This window comes from Rhodococcus sp. no. 34, from assembly GCF_054589475.1.
The window spans coordinates 334507-353903 of the sequence record NZ_BAAILK010000012.1 but is presented as its reverse complement, the minus strand read 5'-3'; the positions used below and the strand labels follow the sequence as shown (position 1 = coordinate 353903).

The 19397-nt window shown below is 61.7% G+C and carries 17 protein-coding genes and 1 riboswitch; of the genes, 8 read left to right on the top strand and 9 right to left on the bottom strand.

What is annotated here, in order from left to right; all coding sequences use genetic code 11:
• Positions 1–392: DUF6537 domain-containing protein (locus tag ACYP01_RS02535; protein ID WP_459678548.1), on the top strand; the 392-nt coding region annotated here is incomplete at its 5' end.
• A gap of 94 nt (positions 393–486) precedes the next feature.
• Here the strand turns inward: ACYP01_RS02535 and ACYP01_RS02530 are convergent.
• The 3 genes from ACYP01_RS02530 to ACYP01_RS02520 all read right to left on the bottom strand — a co-directional run bounded on the left by ACYP01_RS02530 (position 487) and on the right by ACYP01_RS02520 (position 4174).
• Entirely contained in the window at positions 487–1146 is a 660-nt protein-coding gene (locus ACYP01_RS02530; RefSeq protein WP_459678545.1) for an LppP/LprE family lipoprotein, read from the bottom strand.
• Positions 1147–1239: 93 nt separating this feature from the next.
• Positions 1240–2907, bottom strand: coding sequence for an amidohydrolase (locus tag ACYP01_RS02525; protein ID WP_459678542.1), 1668 nt, complete (start codon positions 2905–2907; stop codon positions 1240–1242).
• 16 nt (positions 2908–2923) lie between these two features.
• Positions 2924–4174 (bottom strand): MFS transporter, encoded by a 1251-nt coding sequence (locus ACYP01_RS02520; RefSeq protein ID WP_083056838.1) that lies wholly within the window; start codon positions 4172–4174, stop codon positions 2924–2926.
• Between the two features lie 216 nt (positions 4175–4390).
• Between ACYP01_RS02520 and ACYP01_RS02515 the strand changes: the two genes are divergently transcribed.
• Complete coding sequence (locus tag ACYP01_RS02515; protein ID WP_030535295.1) at positions 4391–5020, top strand: TMEM175 family protein; 630 nt, start codon at positions 4391–4393, stop codon at positions 5018–5020.
• Here ACYP01_RS02515 and ACYP01_RS02510 read toward each other — a convergent pair.
• Complete coding sequence (locus ACYP01_RS02510; protein WP_459678539.1) at positions 5017–5601, bottom strand: CGNR zinc finger domain-containing protein; 585 nt, start codon at positions 5599–5601, stop codon at positions 5017–5019. The genes ACYP01_RS02515 and ACYP01_RS02510 overlap by 4 nt on opposite strands.
• A gap of 102 nt (positions 5602–5703) precedes the next feature.
• Here ACYP01_RS02510 and ACYP01_RS02505 point away from each other — a divergent pair, with 102 nt between their 5' ends.
• The 4 genes from ACYP01_RS02505 (at position 5704) to ACYP01_RS02490 (ending at position 10868) form a co-directional block, all read left to right on the top strand.
• A complete protein-coding gene (locus tag ACYP01_RS02505) occupies positions 5704–6606 on the top strand; it encodes an NAD(P)-dependent oxidoreductase (protein WP_003939725.1) in 903 nt (300 codons plus the stop codon).
• On the top strand, positions 6603–7802 hold the full coding sequence (locus ACYP01_RS02500; RefSeq protein ID WP_134931752.1) for an MFS transporter: 1200 nt from the start codon (positions 6603–6605) through the stop codon (positions 7800–7802). The genes ACYP01_RS02505 and ACYP01_RS02500 overlap by 4 nt, the downstream gene beginning before the upstream one ends.
• 12 nt (positions 7803–7814) lie before the next feature.
• Positions 7815–8330: an Rv2253 family sensor-like surface protein gene (locus ACYP01_RS02495; protein ID WP_459678536.1), complete on the top strand. Its 516-nt coding sequence runs from the start codon at positions 7815–7817 to the stop codon at positions 8328–8330.
• A gap of 114 nt (positions 8331–8444) precedes the next feature.
• Entirely contained in the window at positions 8445–10868 is a 2424-nt protein-coding gene (locus tag ACYP01_RS02490) for an ATP-dependent Clp protease ATP-binding subunit (protein ID WP_054831246.1), read from the top strand.
• A 52-nt stretch (positions 10869–10920) separates the two neighbouring features.
• Here the strand turns inward: ACYP01_RS02490 and ACYP01_RS02485 are convergent, their stop codons facing one another.
• The 5 genes from ACYP01_RS02485 to ACYP01_RS02465 form a co-directional block, all read right to left on the bottom strand.
• The gene (locus tag ACYP01_RS02485; protein ID WP_459678533.1) at positions 10921–12813 is read right to left on the bottom strand and encodes an FAD/NAD(P)-binding protein; all 1893 of its coding nucleotides are present in this window, start codon (positions 12811–12813) and stop codon (positions 10921–10923) included.
• 4 nt (positions 12814–12817) lie between these two features.
• Positions 12818–12911: riboswitch (SAM riboswitch) on the bottom strand.
• A 78-nt stretch (positions 12912–12989) separates the two neighbouring features.
• Positions 12990–14180, bottom strand: coding sequence for a fumarylacetoacetase (fahA, locus tag ACYP01_RS02480; protein ID WP_151098149.1), 1191 nt, complete (start codon positions 14178–14180; stop codon positions 12990–12992).
• The gene (locus tag ACYP01_RS02475; RefSeq protein ID WP_151098148.1) at positions 14177–15046 is read right to left on the bottom strand and encodes a hypothetical protein; all 870 of its coding nucleotides are present in this window, start codon (positions 15044–15046) and stop codon (positions 14177–14179) included. The genes fahA and ACYP01_RS02475 overlap by 4 nt, the downstream gene beginning before the upstream one ends.
• Positions 15043–16242, bottom strand: coding sequence for a homogentisate 1,2-dioxygenase (locus ACYP01_RS02470; RefSeq protein WP_459678529.1), 1200 nt, complete (start codon positions 16240–16242; stop codon positions 15043–15045). The genes ACYP01_RS02475 and ACYP01_RS02470 overlap by 4 nt, the downstream gene beginning before the upstream one ends.
• A 110-nt stretch (positions 16243–16352) precedes the next feature.
• The gene (locus ACYP01_RS02465; protein WP_003939926.1) at positions 16353–16904 is read right to left on the bottom strand and encodes a MarR family winged helix-turn-helix transcriptional regulator; all 552 of its coding nucleotides are present in this window, start codon (positions 16902–16904) and stop codon (positions 16353–16355) included.
• Between the two features lie 104 nt (positions 16905–17008).
• On the opposite strand from ACYP01_RS02465, the gene ACYP01_RS02460 reads away from it, so the two are divergent.
• Together ACYP01_RS02460 and ACYP01_RS02455 are read left to right on the top strand one after the other, a co-directional pair.
• The gene (locus tag ACYP01_RS02460; RefSeq protein ID WP_459678527.1) at positions 17009–17623 is read left to right on the top strand and encodes a TetR/AcrR family transcriptional regulator; all 615 of its coding nucleotides are present in this window, start codon (positions 17009–17011) and stop codon (positions 17621–17623) included.
• 174 nt (positions 17624–17797) lie between these two features.
• Positions 17798–19396: an ABC transporter substrate-binding protein gene (locus ACYP01_RS02455; RefSeq protein ID WP_459678525.1), complete on the top strand. Its 1599-nt coding sequence runs from the start codon at positions 17798–17800 to the stop codon at positions 19394–19396.
• The last annotated feature ends 1 nt before the right edge of the window (position 19397 follow it).

Here is a 19397-nt window from a genome sequence, read left to right as displayed (position 1 = left end):
TCATCGAGGACGTCAAGTCTCAGGTGCCGGCCGGGGAGAACCTGACCTACAAACTCCACCCGCCGATCCTTCGAGTGATGGGCCGCAAGAAGAAGATCGGTCTCGGACCCAAGTCGCATGTTGCACTGAAGGTTCTGGCCAAGGGTAAGAAGCTTCGCGGTACCAAGCTCGACCCCTTCGGCTACATGCACGTCCGCAAGGTCGAGCGTGAACTGCTCGCCGAGTACGAGGCCATGATCGCTGACCTCTCTCGTACTCTCGCAACCGACGGATACGATCGCGCCGTCGAGATCGCGGCACTGCCGGACGTGGTTCGCGGCTACGAGGACATCAAGCTCGGCAACATCGAGCTGTACAAGACTCGCCTGCGCGAACTCGGTGTCGGTGAGTAGGAGCGCCGGCGAGTAGATCGAACAAGACTGTGCCCCAGTGACCGTCGTCGCTGGGGCACAGTTGCATTCAGGTCCTACTCGGACCCAGGCAGGTTCAGGAGGGCGGGAACTGGCCGTCGGCAACCACGGCGCTGCCGTTCCACGTGAAGTTCACTATGTTCGGTCCGCCTTGGGGACAGCAGAATGCATCGTCGTCCAGCAGCCAACGGTATTGGACGGATACCGAATCCTTGTTGCTGTCGATGACGTGTGTGTACGAGTACGGCTTACTGGTAGCCGTGCCCAGGTATGTTCCGTCGTGGAAGAACAGGAGGTGTGACTGGTAAGTCGCATCGCCGACGCCGTCGCCGTCCACCGAAACCCAGAGCAGGTCAGGACAATTCCCGATCTGTTCTTCGCTCGCGGATCTCGGTATCCAATTGCCCCCGTTGATGTCGGTGCCCAGCGTGCCGATGGCGTCGGTGACGAGCGAGGAGCCGACGTCGAGACAGGGACCCGAAGCGGGGATTGCTGTCGTAGTCGCCGTCGTGGATGCATTTGTGCGGGTGTTCGATTGTGGCGGGGGAGAGCTCGCTACCGTCGTCTCGGTTTCGTTTGCCGTCGATGTCGCCGACGCCGTTGAACTGGCTGCCGTGGAACTCGCCGCCGCTTCAGGTGTTCCTTCGGTCGACCCACAACCGGCGACCGTCAGGGCAGTGGCCGTCACCAGTGCAGCGGCTGCGACGGCGGCCGGAATCGGAGCTTTCCTGCGCATGCGTCCTCCAGAGTGTATGGGTTCACGTGTTCAAGTCCCTCCTTCGTTCTGTCGCCGGGCCGCATGCGTGCGTTATCGAACAACCGGTAACGATCAGCTATCGGACTCGGTGTTCCGTGCTTCGGTGCTCTTGGCCCCGGCCGCGTCGTATCGCACGGATCCAGCAACGACGGTCATCGCAATCTCTGTAGTCAGGAGAGAATCGACCCCTTCGGTGAACGGATCTTGTTTCAGTACTACAAAATCGGCTGCTTTACCCCGAACCAGCTGGCCGGTCACATCTTCCCACCGGCACGAGTAGGCAGCGTCGCGAGTTGCGTGAGCCAGCGCGTCCGCGAGGGGGAGTGCGTACCCCGGCAGGTTGGGTGCCAGTGACGGATCGATTGCGGATCGACGGGTGGTGGCGATGAACATGTTCGGCAGCGGCGGGTGGGGAGCGGTCGGAGCGTCCGAACCCAAGGCCAGAACCGCTCCGGCCTCGGTGAATTCGGGCCAGGGGTACGCGCGATTGACCCGGTAGTCGCCGAGCATCGCCTGCCAGTTCTCTTGGATAGCAGGGTCAGCGTGAACCGGTTGCATCGAGGCGATGATTCCCAGGCGGGCAAGCCTTTCGACGTTGTCCCGGGTGATGGACTCCAAGTGTTCCATTCGGTGCCTGCGGGGAATGTCTCCGTTGGCGGCGATCGCGTACTCGAGTGCAGTCAATCCGATCTCCGACGCCTCGTCGCCGATCGCGTGCATCGCGATCTGCAGGCCTGCGGCGTCAGCGGCTGTCACGACGGGGATCAAGGACTCGAGATCCCAGATGGGCTCGGCGTTGGTGCCGTCCGAGTACGGCTCTTTCATTGCGGCAGTGCAGCTGTCGATCACACCGTCGATGATGATCTTGATTCCGGCGATACGGAGCCACGGACCTTGGACGCGCTCGTGGAGTTCGATCACGTCGTGAACTTGTCCGACGTTGTCGGCCTCGTTGTCCTCGCGGGTCATCAGCCAGTGAGCCGCGACACGCAGCGGCAGTGTTCCGTCTCCTGCGTCCAATGCTCTTTCCAGCGAAGCTAATTCGTCCGCGCCGAGTGCCATGTCGACCGCACCGGTCACGCCGTCCTCGAGATAGTGGCGGAAGGCGAGAGCGAGGGCGGCGTCCCGGTCTTCGTCGGATGCGAGCTCCGCCAGTTTCGGCCAGACGTAGAGCATCATGGCGGTCTCGTACAGCATTCCGGTGGCTTCTCCGGTGTCCGGATCCCGGCCGATACGACCGCCGATCGGATCGGGAGTGTCCGCGTCGATGCCGAGTTCTCGCAGTGCTGCAGTGTTCACCCAGACCGAATGTACGTCGTTGGCGTCGAGGTACACCGGGCGATCGGGTACGACGGCGTCGATCATCTCTCGCGTCGGGTGCCCTCCATCCAGCGCGGAGAACAACCAACTGCGACCCAGCAGTCGTGGTGCGTCCGGGTTCGATTCCGCGAATTGCTTGATGCTGGACTGAATGTCGGCGAGATCGGCGGCATCACGCAGATCCAACTTCTGCAGCGCGAATCCCATCATCACCAAATGCGTATGGGCGTCGACGAAACCGGGTAGCACGACGGCACCTTCGAGATCGATCACCTCGGCGTCTGGAGCCAGGATATCGGCATAGACGGTTTCGCCCACGAATCTGAGCTTGTGGTCCTCGACGACTATCGACTCGGCCCATCCGTCGTCGGCAGCCGTGAAGATCTTTCCGTTGCGGTAGTGAGTGATGCTGTCATTCATGACTTCTACGTGATCCTTACGCGATGACGGTAGTAGTGATGGCGGCGCTGTGGTGACGATACGCACCTTCGGTACGTGCGGAGAGTCGGGAAACCAAGGCGAACGGGACCAGTAGAACGAAGCTGATCCCCGAGATGATGACTCCGAAGGTCGGATACCCGAGGCCGGCCGTCACCGAAGTTCCGAACAGCGGCGCGAACGCGGAGCCGATGAGGTAGGTGCCCAGTAGTGGCGCCGACCATCGGCCGGCCGCGTCGAGCGCGGCCGAGATGGCAACCAGGACGATGAACGTGGCCGCGTAGATCGTGTTCCAAGCGATGACCACTACCAGGTAGATCGTGGGATCGGTGGTGAGTCCGGCAGACAGCTTCAGAATTGCCCCGAGTATCAGTAGCACGGAGATCGATACTGTCCGACTGACCCGAGAACCCAACGCGGTCAAGGTAACAGCCGCGAGCACACCACCCGCCGTTGATGCGCTCAGTGCGAGACTCATTTGTTGATCCGAGAGCCCGGCGTGCTCGGAACCCATGATGCCGAGTACTGCCCACAACGAGTCCTCGCTGATCGCCCAGACTGCAAGCATCGCGAGAAATGCGGTTCCGGCAAAAGTGAGTCGTTTCGCGCTGACCCCGGCGGGGAGAGCTGTGGTCGTATTGGCGGACTTCGCCGTCTCCGGCGACTCTTTCACCGGGGACGACGGCAACCAGGTGACCGTTGCTGCGGTAGCCAGTGCCAGGACTGCGACGATGCCGAATGCGTTGGTCATGTGTGTGCCGAGGATGGGTATGAGAGCGAGGACGGCTGTGACGACGACACGGTTCACGAGGCCGCTGATGCTTGACGCCCGGTCCGGGTTTGTGAGCGCGGCCAGTGCCGCTCCGCCAACGGATGCGGATCCACCAGCGCCGATACCGCCGACGATGATCGCGGCGCATGCGATCGTCGTGGACGGTGCGATGGCCGCAACGCCGAATGCGGCTGCCATCGCGATCAGGCTGACGCGGCCGAGGAGATGGCGATGCCGGGCCGAGGCGATTCGGGTGGTGGCGAGGCAGGTGACGGCGCAGACCAGCAGCGATGCGGTCAGAACGGCACCGGCAGCGGATTCGGTGACACCGAGGTCCTCGACCATTGCCACGATCATCAGGGGGATGAGGTTCGCGGTGATGAACCCCATGACGCCGATACTGAAGACGGCAATACCGCGGTTGGCGGTGAGTGGAACCCGGTCGGACTGCGTATTCGTCGAAGCGTTGATCGGCACTAGGGCAACCCCATGTCCTGAAGGGGGTGGCTGAACCGACCCCTGGTGGCGTGATGCGAGTCACTTAATGAATGTGATTCGTTAAGTATGGGGATGGGCTCCGCCACGGTCAAGAGATCTAACGAATTTGATTCGTTAATTGTATGTTTCCGGATACGTGCTTCCGTAAAGTGGCGTCGCCGGTCTGTTTCCTGTTGTGAGGCTTATGCTTCCGCAATGGCTGAGATTGCGGAACGCACCCGCTACTTCGAGCGCTACGTCACTTTCATCGACGCGATTGTCGCCATTGCGATCACGCTGCTCGTACTGCCGCTGGTCGAACTCACCAGTGACCACCACGGCACCACGTCGGAACTGCTGCGCGATCACGCTGCGCAGTTCTACTCGTTCGCCCTGAGCTTTCTGGTGATCTTCCGGCTCTGGTGGTCGCAGCATCGGCTGCTTCGTTTTGTGGTCGACGCGGACAAGGTGGTCGTTCGCGGACTGGGGTTGTGGGTGATGACCATCGTGTTCCTGCCCTTCCCGACAGCGCTCGTTGCGGCGCCGTCGCAGGATCTCGGAACCAGGGCTCTCTACATCGGGACAATGGCAGCCAGTGCTGCGTGCCTGGCGGTGGTCGCGTGGGGTCTGGTTCGCAACCCGTCGTTGAGTGAAGAGAATGCGAAGCCGCATTTCACCGCTGAAATCGTCACTTTCCTGATCATGGTGGTGGCGCTGCTCGTCAGTGTGCTCGTTCCGGTGACGTCGTACTTCCCGCTGTTTCTTCTCCTGCTGTCGACGCCGATCGAGAAGCTGTGGAACCGAGTGGCGGCGAAATGGAGTCGCGGTGAAGGTGAGATGAGCTAGTCGGTGCGAGCGGTCATCGCGGATTTCTTGGCTTTGTTTCCGCAGATGTTCATCGAGCACCAGCGTCGGTTGTTGCCGCGACTGGTGTCGACGTAGAGGCCGGTGCACCCGTCGCCCTGGCAGGCTTTGACGCGGTCCCGGTCGGCTCCACCGAGCACCGCGATCGCGTCGGCAGCCACTGTCGACAAAGCGTCGCGGATCGGATTGTCTCCGGCTGATTTCCAGAGGGCCCGGCCACTCTCGAGGACGAGGTGGGCATCACCGAGTTCGGATGCGGTGTTGACGATCCCGACATCGGCGCGTGAGGCACGGCGGTTCTCGCATACGGCGGTTCCGATGCGATGAATGGCCTCACGTAAATCCTGCGCGCCGCGGAGGTCGTCTTCTGTCGCGGTTGCGGGGGCGTCCATCAGATCGTTGGCGCGTAACCATAATTCGAGTCGCTGCGGGCTCGTGAGTCGTTCGAACCTCGAGCCGTTCCGATTGGTGAGGGTGGCGGTGAAGCGGAAGGCGAGCGTGTCGTTGTCGAGTCGAAACACGTCCCGAGCGGATTGATCAGCTCCTGCTTCGTTCACTTTCATCCTCCTTCGTGGCGAACCATCTCAACCGGTTCGACAGCAACTGTACCCGTGTGAGAGTCTTGAACCGTCTTAGATGGTTCAGCACTTTCGAGAGGGAAATCCATGACTTCTGTTTCTGTGGTCGGCTTGGGCGCGATGGGTCGTCCCATCGCTCGAAATCTACTGGGCGCAGGCTTCGACGTGACGGTGTGGAATCGCAGCCCTGAAGCGGTAGCCGAACTGGTCGAGGAAGGGGCGATCGGCGCGAAAACCGTTGCCGAGGCATTCCAGTCCGGTGTTGTGCTGTCGATGTTGGCAGATGATTCGGCCGTGTCTTCGGCCATTCTGGATCCCGCCGTCCTCGCATCCGTTCCGAGTGGAACCGTGCACGTCAACATGGCCACCGTCAGCGTCGACCTTGCCAAGCGCGCCGCCGCACTGCACGCCGAGTACGGTATCGGGTACATCGCGGCGCCGGTGTTCGGACGCGTTTCTGTTGCTCAGGCTGGTCAGTTGAACATCATCGCCGCCGGCGACAGTTCCCTCCTCGAGCGAGTGCAGCCCTTTCTCGACGTCATCGGTGCTCGCACGTGGCCACAAGGCGAGCGTCCGGAGCAGGCCAACATCGTCAAGATCATCGGCAATTACCTCATCCTCGCCGCGATTCAATCCTTGGGCGAGGCAATCACATTGGGGGAGAGGTCCGGTGTGGACGGAAGCCAACTCGTAGAACTGCTGACCTCGACGATCTTCCCGGGGCCGGTCTACTCCAGCTACGGAAACCTCGTCGCGACGCGTCAGTACGAGCCTGCAGGATTCACCACAGCTCTGGGCCTCAAGGATTTGAGGCTTGCGCTCGACGCCGCCGACAGCGTCGATCTGGATTTGCCGTTCGGTGGCGTACTTCGAGGCGTGCTCGCTCAGGCTCTGGCGAACGGTCAGGGCGAGATGGACTGGGCGTCTATTGCAGAACTGGTCCGTTCCGGCCAGTCGGGTGAAGGCAGTCCCGAAACACCGACAAGGTGAGCTCGAACTCGGACGGGACGGCGACTTCGGCACTGGCGGAGACCGATTCCGTCCGGACACTACCGCTGGCCGGGTTGTCGGCACTCGCAATGGCAGGCTTCATAGCGATCACAACCGAAACCATGCCGGCCGGACTACTGGTGCAGATCGGGTCAGGGTTGTCCGTATCAGTCTCCGGCGCAGGGCAATTGGTCACCGCATACGCATTAGGTTCCGTCGTCGGGGCGGTACCACTGATCGCATTGACCCGAGGATTGCGACGGCGTGCTGTCCTGGTGTCGGCGATTCTGGGGTTCGGTGTCTTCAATCTGGTGACAGCGCTTTCGTCGAATCTTGTTCTCACCTTGGGTGTTCGGTTTCTGGCCGGTATGGCGGCAGGTGTGGTGTGGGGGTTGCTTGCCGGGTACGCACGCAGGATGTCGCCCCCTCACCTGCAGGGGCGGGCCGTTGCGGTTGCCTCCGTCGGACAGCCGATCGCGTTGGCAATCGGCGTTCCGATGGGGGCGTGGCTCGGGACCCTGGCCGATTGGCGCGTCGTCTTCGCCGTGATGTCGGTTGCTGCGCTACTTCTGGTCGCGTGGATACTCACGGTGATGCCGGACTTTCCCGGGCAACAAGCGGATCGGCAGCTGCCGGTGCGGAAAGTCCTGGTCCTGCCTGGCGTACGACCGATTCTGTTTGTCGCGTTCTTGTGGATCCTCGCGCACAACATCGTGTACACGTATCTGGCGGCGTTTCTGGATCGCATCGGTTTCGGCGATCGGTTGGGAATCGTCTTGTTCGTGTTCGGACTTTTCGCCTTCGTGGGCATCGGTGTGGTCGGGGTGTTCGTCGATCGGGCCCTTCGAAGTCTCACCGTGCTGAGCTTGGTGGTCTTTGCCGCAGCTTTGACGGCGTTGGGCGTCGGCGGTGACAGCTTCGCTGTGATCGCACTCAGCGTTGCGGCGTGGGGTGTGGCATTCGGAGGTGCTCCCACTCTCCTTCAGACGGCGCTCGCGGATACGACGGGCGACGCTGTGGACACTGCGCAATCGGTTTTCGTGACGATCTTCAATTCGGCGATCGCAGCGGGCGGCGTCGTAGGCGGGCTGATCTTGGCGGACAGGGGTGCGGGAGCGTTGCCGTTGGTTTCGCTGGTGCTGATCGTCGTCGGTGTTCTTGTGGTCAGTATCCGACAATTCGGACATAGCTTGTGATTCACTTCACGCATGCGGAAGTCATTGTTGGTGGTTGCTCTCGTTGCTACGTGGTTTGTCGCCGGAGCGATGCCCGCGGGGGCTGCGGATGCGAATTGGTCCGGTGATTACTCGCTCAAGCGTTTCGCCGCGACCAAGACGGGCACAAGTCTGGCCGCCGGCCAGTGGGAGCCGGATTTCTCCGATACATACACGTTCGAGACGGATTGCTCGAGCGGAGTCTGTATCGCCACAGTGGTCGGCGGTCCGGCTCCCGCCAATCCGACGTTGCCGCAGCCTGCGCGATACACCTGGGACGGAACCAGTTGGGTGCACCCCTATGACTGGGAGTGGGATTGCTACCAGGGGGAAGGCGTGCCCAAGGTGTGGGCACCGGCGCACTCCGAGGCGTATTACACACCTCAGCCCGATGGCAGTCTGAAAGGTTCGTGGCGTACCGACATCGCGAGTGGTCCCTGCGAGGGATCGGTGATCATGCACGTCGAGGCGTACCCGGTCGGTCGATCTACCGGATCCTTCGGTAGTTGAGAACGATCTGTGGCCCGAAGGTGTTGAAACAAATCTGAGCCCGCGGGAATTGATCGAGCCCCATGCACGTTAATTGAGTCAGTAACGCTCAACTTTCTGCAAGGAGGCTTCGGAATGCCAGCATTCTTCGGGCCCGAGGGTCCCGGTCGCATCGATATTTCCCGGCTCATGAGCAGGGCCACCCAGCAACTCATGGCTGACGCTGCACGTGTAGCGGCTGCTCGCGGTGATTCGGATCTCGATGCACTGCACGTTCTCCGCGTCATGGCGGAGCAGGATCCGGTCCGCACCCTCATGCAGCGCGCCGGAGCCGACCCGAAATCCGTGGTCGACGCCGTCGACCTGCGGCTGCCACAAGGCCGTGAGCAGGGGGCCTACTCTGCTCCTGCGCTCAGCAGCGCCGTCAAAACTGCACTACTCGAGGCTCATCAACTGGCCCGAGCCCTGGGATCGACGTACATCGACCCCGAACATCTCTTCATCGCCCTGGCCGGTGACCCCGATCATGTTCCGGGTCGTCTGCTCGCTTCGGCAGGCATCACGCCGGAAAAGCTGCAGGCAGCGGTTCAGAATCCTGCAGCCGGTCCAGTCGAAGACGAGTCCACCACACCGACGCTCGACAAGTACGGCGTCGATCTCACCGATCGCGCCCGCAACGGCGGCGTCGATCCGGTGATCGGCCGCGCCGACGAGATCGAACAGACCATCGAGATCCTCTCCCGCCGCACCAAGAACAACCCGGTCCTGGTGGGTGAGGCCGGCGTCGGCAAGACTGCCATCGTCGAAGGTCTCGCCCAGCGCATCGTCGACGGGGATGTCCCGGAATCGTTGGTGGGCAAGAAGATCGTCCAGCTCGAACTCTCGAGCATGGTCTCGGGTACCCGTTACCGCGGAGACTTCGAGGAACGGCTGACCAAGGTGATCGACGAGATCACCGCACACAAGGACGAGCTGATCGTCTTCATCGACGAGATGCACACCATCGCCGGTGCCGGAGGCGGCGCAGACGGTGCGATGGATGCCGGAAACATCCTCAAGCCCAAGCTCGCTCGCGGTGAACTGCACATCGTCGGCGCCACCACGCTCGACGAATACCGCAAGAACATCGAGAAGGATCCCGCGCTCGAGCGGCGCTTCCAGCCCGTACAGGTCGGAGAGCCGTCGATCGAGGACGCGATCGCGATCTTGAGCGGACTGCGCAGTCGGTACGAGGATCACCACAAGGTGCACTACACCGACGAGGCGATCACCGCTGCGGTAGAGCTGTCGGCACGTTACATCGGCGACAGGTTCTTGCCTGACAAGGCAATCGACTTGATCGACCAGGCCGGCGCCAGGCTTCGGTTGAAGACGGCCACCGTGGACACCGCTGCGCTGCAGCAGCGTCTCGAGCAGCTCGAGAGCGACAAGGAAAAAGCCGTCGCCGACGAGTTGTACGAGAAGGCGTCGACCCTGCGTGACGAGATCAACGGCGTCGCAAAGCGTCTCGAGAAGGCAGGATCCTCGGTTCCTTCCGAGGAAACGCCGGACGTGACCGCTGAACAAATCGCCGAAGTTGTCGCTCGCGCAACGGGTATTCCGGCAAGCCAGATGACTCAGGCAGAGAAAGATCGCCTGCGCCGTCTGGAAGAGGAACTGCACGGTCGTGTCATCGGGCAAGATGACGCCGTTCGCGCAATCGCGCGTGCCGTGCGTCGTAGCCGTACCGGTATGAGCGATCCGGATCGTCCCGTCGGTAGCTTCCTGTTCCTCGGACCCACTGGCGTCGGCAAGACGGAGCTCGCAAAAGCTCTGGCTGCCACACTCTTCGGAGATGAGAACAAGATGCTGCGCTTCGACATGAGTGAGTTCGGTGAGAGGCACACGGTCAGCCGATTGGTCGGTGCTCCTCCCGGATACGTCGGCTACGGCGAGGCCGGACAGCTCACGGAACAGGTGCGTCGTAACCCGTACTCGGTGATCCTGCTCGACGAGATCGAGAAGGCACACCCGGACGTGTTCAACACCTTGCTCCAGGTGCTCGACGACGGGCGTCTGACCGACGGTCAGGGTCGGACGGTGGACTTCAAGAACACCGTCGTGATCATGACCAGCAACCTCGGCTCGGACATCATCTCGAGCAAGTCCGGTGGACTCGGCTTCACCACAGGCGATGCAGAGTCGGCGGAGAAGCCACTGCGCGACCGCGTGATGGCCAGGTTGCGCGAATCGATGCGGCCGGAGTTCCTCAACCGTATCGACGAGATCGTGATCTTCCGCAAGCTCGACACCGAGCAACTGCACCGGATTACTGATCTGCTGCTCGACGACAGCCGGAAGCGGCTGCAGTCCAAGGGCATCGAGATCGAGTTCACTGCCGACGCAGTGGACTGGATTGCCGAGCACGGGCATCAACCCGAGTTCGGGGCTCGCCCGTTGCGTCGTTCGATTCAGCGTGTGGTCGACGACAAGATCGCCGACATGCTGCTCGACGATCTCCTCGAAGAGGGCGGCAGTATCACCGTCGCGGTTGACGAGGGTGAGTTGGTGTTCAGCTAGGAGGGGCACAGCCCCCGTGAGCGGTTAGGGAGTCTCTGGACTCCCTAACCGCTCACAGGCGCGCAGCGCCCAAAATCTCCGCCGCCAGGGCGTCGTTGTGCCGGAAAAACCCCGCATTGGTACGGGGACGAGGGAAAGCCGCCGACCAGTTGTGGCCTGCAACCCACGGCCCGGCCGCGAAGCGGCGAGGATGAGCTGTGTTGTTCCGGTCGAGAATTCGTGAAGTACCGTCGACGGCGAGCTTCGCCGAACTGTCCACGGTCGCACGAAGTTCGACTGCCTCGCCCCGACCGTGAAGCGTCCGCAGGAGCAAGTCACCGCTCGCGCTGATGGAAGCAACCGGCAAGCGTGCTTCGACGAGGGTGTTCGCGGCCACGATGTCGGTGTGCGACGCACTGCGCGCGACAAAGATCCCAGCCCCCGTTGCCGGGTCGATCTCGGTGGAGAACACCGAATCCGGCCCGAGGAACTGGACGATGCCCGCCTCGTTGAGGGCGATCAACTGTTCCAGTCGCTCGGGTGGCGGACCACTGGCGATGAAGCTGAAGAACGAATGAAGCCAACCCTCGACGTCCTTGGCGACGGATTCGGCCGGGATTCTGCCGCGCCGCAACAATTCTCCGACGGTCATGTACGTCGACAGCAGCGCTGAGAAGACAGCCGCGTCGGCGCTGAAATACGGGTCCGACCTCCGCGCGACATCTGCCGAGATGTATTCGGTGATCCGGGACTGGACCTCGGCAAGCCCGTCGTAGCGCTCACCGCCGAGTGGGCGGTTCAGCCGCTCGAGATCGATACGGTCTTCCGGCTTCGGGACTGCGTTCTCGACCAGTTCATGCAATCGAGGCGATCCCCAGGCCAGCGAGGCGAATTCGGCGTCGAACTCCTCCCAGGTGCCCACTGTCCGATCCGGGTGAGATGCGAACAGCTCGTGATAGTGGGCGCCTGCCAGTTCTTTCGACGCCAAGGGCCAGATGTCGTTTCGGAAATCCAACGGTCCGTCGCCGGGAACGAGATCAGCGGTGAAGAACCGCGGTAGCGGTGGCCGTGCGTCAGCGATCGAGTACGAAATCTTGGAGTGATACGGCACTCCGCGACGAGATCCGGCATACAACAGGGGTTCCCGACCCGAGGGAGCGTAAGTGAGGATGCCGTCTTCACCGCGTTCGAAGATGCCGCCACGGCTCTCGGCGAGGAGAACCATCCAGTCGATGAAAGCCAGCCCGAGTCCGGCGATCAGAACCGGTTCGCCTTCGGGAATGACATCGGCGTCGAGGTCGGCAGTGTAGCCCGGACCCACATACGTCAACCCGTGATCGGACGCGAAGCTGGTCAGCGCGGTTTCACGTGGGGCAGGCAACGCATCGGGGTGCCCTTGTGCGAGAAGGACGGTCGTCGCGTCGATGACAGCTCCGTCGTCCAGATGAACCGTCTGTGTCTCGCCGACGTTCACGATGTCGACCACGGATCGTCGATGAACTCGAACGTCGACGTGCGCTGGCGCGGAGTCGACTGCAGTCTCGAACACCCAGTTCAGGTATCGGCTCTGCAGTGACCTCGATGCAAACGACGACGGGGTGATCGTCGGAACTTCTGCTGCGATTTCTGGGAATTCGGCAAGCTCAGCCGAGCGCTCGGCGACCCATTCCGCGAGGGTCGGACCCGGCAGCACCGGGCCGGTCACGGCGGTGGTCTCGTCGGTGAACATCGTGACGTCCGCGGTTGTCGAATTCATCCACAGAAGCGGCGCCTGGCTGCCTCGCCAAATACGGCCGGCGCCTGCCGGATACGGGTCGACAACGTGAATGTCGATCGGTGTGGGATCGGCGTTCACCGATTCGTGAGCGAGGATCCGCTCGAGTACGCCGGTCCCGCGGGGTCCACCGCCCACGATCACGATGACAGCTGCTGTCCCCACTGAGGTACGGGGTCGATCGCCTGGCACGAGTCCTCCATCGGACCTGGCAGAAAGCACCCGCACCTCAGCAGAGGGGGTTGCTGCGACGTCACGGAGCCAGGACTCTCGATCGCTCTGGATGGTTAGTCCAGCTTATCTTCGGAGAATCGTGAGGCAAGGAATTCCGGACATCAGATCAGCGTGAATCAAACAGTTGTCAATCACTATCTTTCGGTTTGCGTTGCAGGCAGGATCCGAGCGTGAACATCCCCGAAGCCGATTCGTGATCCGCCGACGCCGGGAGCGGTGGCTGAGATGGCGATGGTGTCGCCGTCTTCGAGAAAGGTACGGGTCTCGGAGCCCACAGCTACGGGTTCCTTGCCGCCCCACGTCAGCTCGATGAAGGCGCCGCGCTGATCTTTGTCCGGTCCGGAAATGGTTCCGGACGCGAAGAGATCGCCGGTGCTCGCTGCTGCGCCGTTGATGGTGGTGTGCGCGAGCATCTGCGCAGGCGACCAGTACATCTGGGCGTAGGGCGGCCGGGAGACGACGTGACCGTTCCATTCGACGGCCAGGTCGATGTCCAGCCCCCACTTCTCTTCACCACGCAGATAGGAAAGCGGTTCGGGATCCTGCACCGGAGTGTCGATTCGGGCTGCTTCGAGAGCGAGCAAGGGTACGACCCACGGTGAGATGGAGGTCGCGAAACTCTTCCCCAGGTTCGGACCGAGGGGCACGTATTCCCACGCCTGGATGTCTCGGGCAGACCAGTCGTTCACGACGACGGCGCCGAAGACGTGCTCGGCAAATTCGTCCGGGGTGATGGAATCGCCCATCTTCGAGGGAGTTCCGACGATGAATCCCATCTCGGCTTCGATGTCGAGGCGCCGGGACGGTCCGAAGTCCGGGCTTTCCTGATCGGGTGCCTTCCGCTGTCCGCAGGGACGAACGATGTCGGTGCCGGAGACGACGACGGTGCTCGAGCGCCCGTGGTATCCGACGGGAAGATGCTTCCAGTTCGGCATCAAGGGGGCTGCGTCCGGGCGGAACAACCGCCCGAGGTTGGTTGCGTGATTCTCCGAGGCGTAGAAGTCGACGTAATCGGCCACTGCGATCGGCAAATGCATTGTCACCGAATCAACGGAAAACACTGCATTCGAGTCTATTTCGCTAGTCACGAGCTCCGTGATCCGGTTTCGCACCGATACCCACTGATCTCGTCCCTGAGCCATGAACGCGTTCAAAGTCGGTTCGGAGAAGATGGAATCACCCAGTGTCGCTGCGAGATCGACCACCGATTCGGCGACGCGCACACCGACACGCGGTAACCCTCCCGCGGGGGAGAAGACCCCGTACGGCAGATTGTCGAGACCGAACAGTGAGTCGGCGGGAATGTCGATGGTCGTGACAGTCATACGAGAGTTCCTTCGGTTTTGTCGGAGCGGACGATCAACCCGAGGCCTTCCAGCTCGGTCAGAGGGTCCGAGATGCTGCAGGTACCGAACGAGAGGAATCGGCGACGCACCTCGCCGGCCTCGTCCTCGGTGAGGTCGGCCAGGGCTTGCGCGATCGATTTTCCATCGCGCTGAGACAGTGCAGCAACAATTTCCGAACGATCGGCGCCCCGCCTCGCCGCGTCGACGGCCACCATGATGTTGAGGAAGCCGTGTTGCTCGAAGCCTGTTTCCGGATCGGTGTTGCGCACACCGTGGTGCAGTCCCGCAGTCGCCTTGAACGGGATATTCGCTCGGACAACGGATATCACCGCATCGGCGAGCTCTTCCTCGTTCGGGTACGCCTCGGCGACAATCCCGCCGGTGCGAAACTTTGCGGAATGCCCGGCAGTTTCGAGAGCTGTGAGATAGCCCGCGCGCCGATCACCTCGAGGCACCTCGACAAAAATGTCGACGTCGGGATGAGCGGCATGGACACGAGAGAGTTCCTCGAAGGCCGCATCGGCGTCCAACCCGTCAGGAATTCCCACCTCGACGGCGGCGACGTGAACACCAGGGATGGCGAGCGCGTTCGAGAGTGCGGCCGCCGTATCGGATGGGCCGGCCGGCACGGTCAGGCTCAGCGTCACCGGGCTGTCCGCTGAAACGTACGCAGCCAGTTCGCTCAGTCGCGGCGCGGGAAAAACGAAAGGCCCGACCAGTGCGTCGTAATCCGCCTGCAGGTAGGCGGCGTGGGCCGGAATTGCCTCGGCGAGAAGAGCATTGCCGGGTGGGAAGAGTGCTGCGTCGTCGCACAGGCCACGCAGGAGTGGGGAGATGATCGTCATTGCCGAGGCCCCCGCCCTGCCCAACTCCAGGCGTACGCTTCGTCCTCGCAGGCAAGGGCTCCCTCACCCAATTCGAGGGGCCGGAACGTATCGACCATCACGGCGAGCTCGTCGAAGAACTCGGCGCCGATGCTCCGCTCGTAGGCGCCGGGTTGTGGTCCGTGGGCGTGGCCGCCGGGATGAATCGATATCGAACCCTGACCGATGCCGGAACCCTTGCGCGCCTCGTAGTCACCGCCGCAGTAGAACATGATCTCGTCCGAGTCGACGTTCGAGTGGTAGTACGGCACCGGGATCGACAGGGGGTGGTAGTCGACCTTGCGGGGCACGAAGTTGCAGATCACGAAGTTGTTCCCCTCGAATGCCTGGTGCGCGGGCGGCGGCTGGTGAACACGGCCCGTGATCGGCTCGTAGTCGGAGATGTTGAAGGTGTACGGGTACAGGCAGCCGTCCCAGCCGACGACATCGAAAGGGTGCGTGGGATAAACCATTCGGGTGCCGACGATTCCCGCCGACGTTCGGTGCTTGACCAGTACCTCGACGTCGGTTCCTTCGGCGATCATGGGCGCGGTCGGTCCGTGCAGGTCTCGTTCACAGAACGGTGCGTTCTCGAGCAGCTGACCGAAGCGGGAAAGATAGCGCTTGGGCGGGACGATGTGACTGTTCGCCTCGATGGCGTAGCCACGAAGTGGCTTGTCACCCTTGGGGATCCATCGATGCGTTGTGGACATCGGGATCAGGACGTAGTCACCTTCACTGGCCTCGAGTGCACCGAAGACGGTCTCGACGGTCGCCTCGCCAGATTCGATGTAGACCATCTCGTCGCCGATTGCGTTGCGATACAGGGGAGATGGCGCTGCCGCAACGACGTAGGACAATCGCACGTCGGCATTTCCGAGGATGAGACGACGGCCGGTTACCACGTCTGTCTCGTTCCAGGTGCTTTCGGGAAACAGCGTGTGGAGTTTCAGATGGCGCGGTTTGAGGGGATGGTTGGGGGTTGTGCTCTGATCGCGCAGTTCCCAGACCGTTGCGTCGACGATGGCCGACGGGATCTCGCGGTGGTACAGCAACGAAGAATCCGAGGAGAAACCTTCCTCTCCCATCAGCTCTTCGTAGTAGAGGTTGCCGGACTCGTCACGGTGTTGGGTGTGACGCTTCGGTGGGATGTTGCCGAGTTGTCGATAGAACGCCATGACGGGGCTCCTTCTTGTGCTGTTCTGCCTGGCTCACCTCCACCAGATAGTAAATACATTAACTAAAATGATGTGATGAGCGCAACCCTCCAAGGGGGTTCGGGTCTATGTCAGTTACGTCCGCGTACGTCGAACTGGCTGCGGTTGGTGATCAGTTTGTCCAGGAGCATGACAAGAATTCGCTGTTCGGCCTCGCTCAGGACGCTGACCCAGGCGTGTTCGCGTTCGTTCTGCTCGCGAAAGGCTTCGACCATGGCTTCTCGGCCCTTGTCGGTCAGGTACAGCTGGACCGAACGGCCGTCGTTCTCGGTGGGCCGACGATCGATCAATCCGTCTGCCAGCAGCGACTTGGACAGATTGGAGACCGCTGCCCTACTCATGCCGGTGAGCTCGGCGGCAGCCTTCGGCTCGATCGGACCGGCCAGCCAGGTGACGAACAACAGCCTGAAGGAGGACCATGACCAGCCGCGAGGGCGGTGGATCGACGACTCGAGATCGTAGGTGACCACGTTGGAAGCCCGATTGAGTGTCAGTAGTACCTCGGTGGCCAGCTGGTCGCGAAAGCCGTGTTCGGTGGCCAGTCGCTTGTTGGCCAGTTCGATGAACGACCAGAAGTTGAGCACGCCGACGGTTGGCTGGTCATCGGTTGTCCGGTCAGTCATGGACTAACCCTAGCGCGATCTGCAGTTGATTAATCCGTGTATTAGATCTCGGGGTTACGATGAAACGTCGCAACCCGGCACTGCGGTCAGGATTCTGAAGTATCGTGACGCGCGTGACTGCGCGCAGCGACGAGTTTCCCTTGGGCGTCGACCTCATGTCGGTGGGGCAACTCGAGCGGAGAGGACGACTGACCACGGCGGTGGTCGAGATGCTGGCCGAGATGCCGTCGGATCGAATCCAGATGAAAGAAGTGTCGGAGCGTTCAGGCGTGGCGCTAGGCACTCTCTATCGCTACTTTCCGACCAAACAGCAACTTCTTGCTGCGGCGATGACGGCATGGAGCGGGCTCGAATCGGCTCGTCGTCCTGAGCAGTCGCGAACAGGCGGCGAAGAGAGCAATGCGTACGAACGGGTTCTGGCACTTCATCGCCGCGAGATGAAGGCATTCGAGCGTAGGCCTCACTTCGCTCGACTGGAGATCGAACTCCATTCGTCCTCGGATCAGTTCGTGATCGAGTCGTTGGATCAGCGCGCGGCTGCACATCGGAGAATGCTGTTCGAATTGATGGACGGTGTTCCGGCCGAGACGGCGCGGGTTGCGGCCGTGGCAATGGGCGGCACGATGTTGACGGCTCTTGCACTGTGGACCAGTGGCCGGATCGGATTCGCAGAGGCCCAGCGGAACGTCGAAGACGTCATCGGACTGGTACTTCGCTGAACGGTGTCACTCTAGAATTCAGTTCTTGTTTCTGTCGCTGTGAATGCGAATCATCGCTTCAGCTTCATGAAAACGAAGACGCAGGAAGCGTCCTTACCTAGAATTCACTTACAAAACTGCCGGGGTGTGCGATCCAAGGATCGACGTGTCCGCGAACTGTGAAAGTGAGTCGCAATGAAGCGCTCGTACGGAGCTCGCTCTCGAATCTGGATGGTTGTTCTGGCGTCGGCGACACTGGTGGTGACGGGGTGCGCCGGTAGCAGCCAAGGTACGACCACGGATGCATCGGACGTGACGGTCGGAGTTGTCGGTGACCAGAACAACGGGGGAGAGCCGCGCTCGGGTGGCACCGTGTCGTTTGCCACCTACAACGGGATCAGCAGTCTCGATCCGGCTGACCGTCAGGACGGCGGCGCTACCGGTGGTAGCGAAATGGCAGCCATCTATGACCTTCTCATGCGCTTCGATACGGCGGCGGGCGAATACGTCCCCCACTTGGCGCAGTCCTTGTCGGCCAACGGCGACAACACGGTGTGGACACTGAAATTGCGCGACGGCGTCACCTTCAGCGACGGCACTCCGATGGACAGTGCGGCAGTCCTGTGGAGCATCGATCGCTATCTGCAGAAGAAGGGAACTCACGCGCTGGTGTGGAAGACCGCTGTGCGCGAGACGAATTCACCGGATCCGAGTACGGTCGTCTTCACATTGGCGCAGCCGTGGGACGAGTTCCCGATCATGTTCACCACCGGTCCCGGCATGATCGTCGCGCCCTCGTCGATGGCTACCGGCACGTTCACCCCGATCGGGGCAGGCCCGTTCACCGTCGAGAAGTTCGCCTCCCAGGACGAATTGGTGCTCGCTGCCCGTCCGACGTACTGGGACGGGGCACCGTACCTCGAGAAGTTGCGCTTTCCGGCAATCGTCAACGAGAAGAGCAAACTAGAGGGATTGCACACCGACGGAATTCAGGTCGCCTATCTGAAGTCTCCCGATTTCATACACGAGGCTTTCGAAGCCGGTGATCCCGGATTTGTGTACTCGGCCAGCATGGCCGGCGTTCTGGCAATCAATCAGCGCGACGATCGGGCAGCGAAGGACGAGCGCGTGCGTAAGGCGATTGTCGCTGCGGTGGACCCGACTACGTTCAACGAGCGAGTTCAGGGCGGCTTCGGCGAACCCGGCACCGACATGTTCGCGTCGTGGTCGCAGTGGCACGGATCGGTGGCCGGGAACGGCTTCGACCCCGAGGCGGCGAAGAAGTATCTCGCCGAGGCGAAGGCCGACGGTTACGACGGAAAACTGACGTACGTCGGTATGAACGATCCGGCGACGCAGCGCAGCGCACTGACGTTTCAGTCGCTCTTGCAGGCAGTGGGTTTCACGGTCGACATCACCTACGCAACCAGCATCAACGATCTGATTTCCATGCTGTACGCGAAGCATGACTACGACGTGTCCTACTTCGCGTTCAACGTGCTGGAAGAGTCGCCGTTCGTGCGTATGTACGGCAACCTGTTCAGCGAATCGCCGTCGAACATTCTCGGCTACAAGAACGCTCGGATGGACGAGTTGCTCGGCAAGCTGCAAACAGCGTCGGGCGAGGATGAGCGGCGAGCCGTCATCGACGATATTCAGACCGTGGTCAACGAGACGGCGCCGATGGCCGTGGTCAACTCCGGCAAGGTTTTCATCCCGTGGCGCGAGAACGTGCACGGAGTGATGCCGAGTGCGGACGGGATTCTGCTCTTCGGCAACACATGGTTGAGCTGAC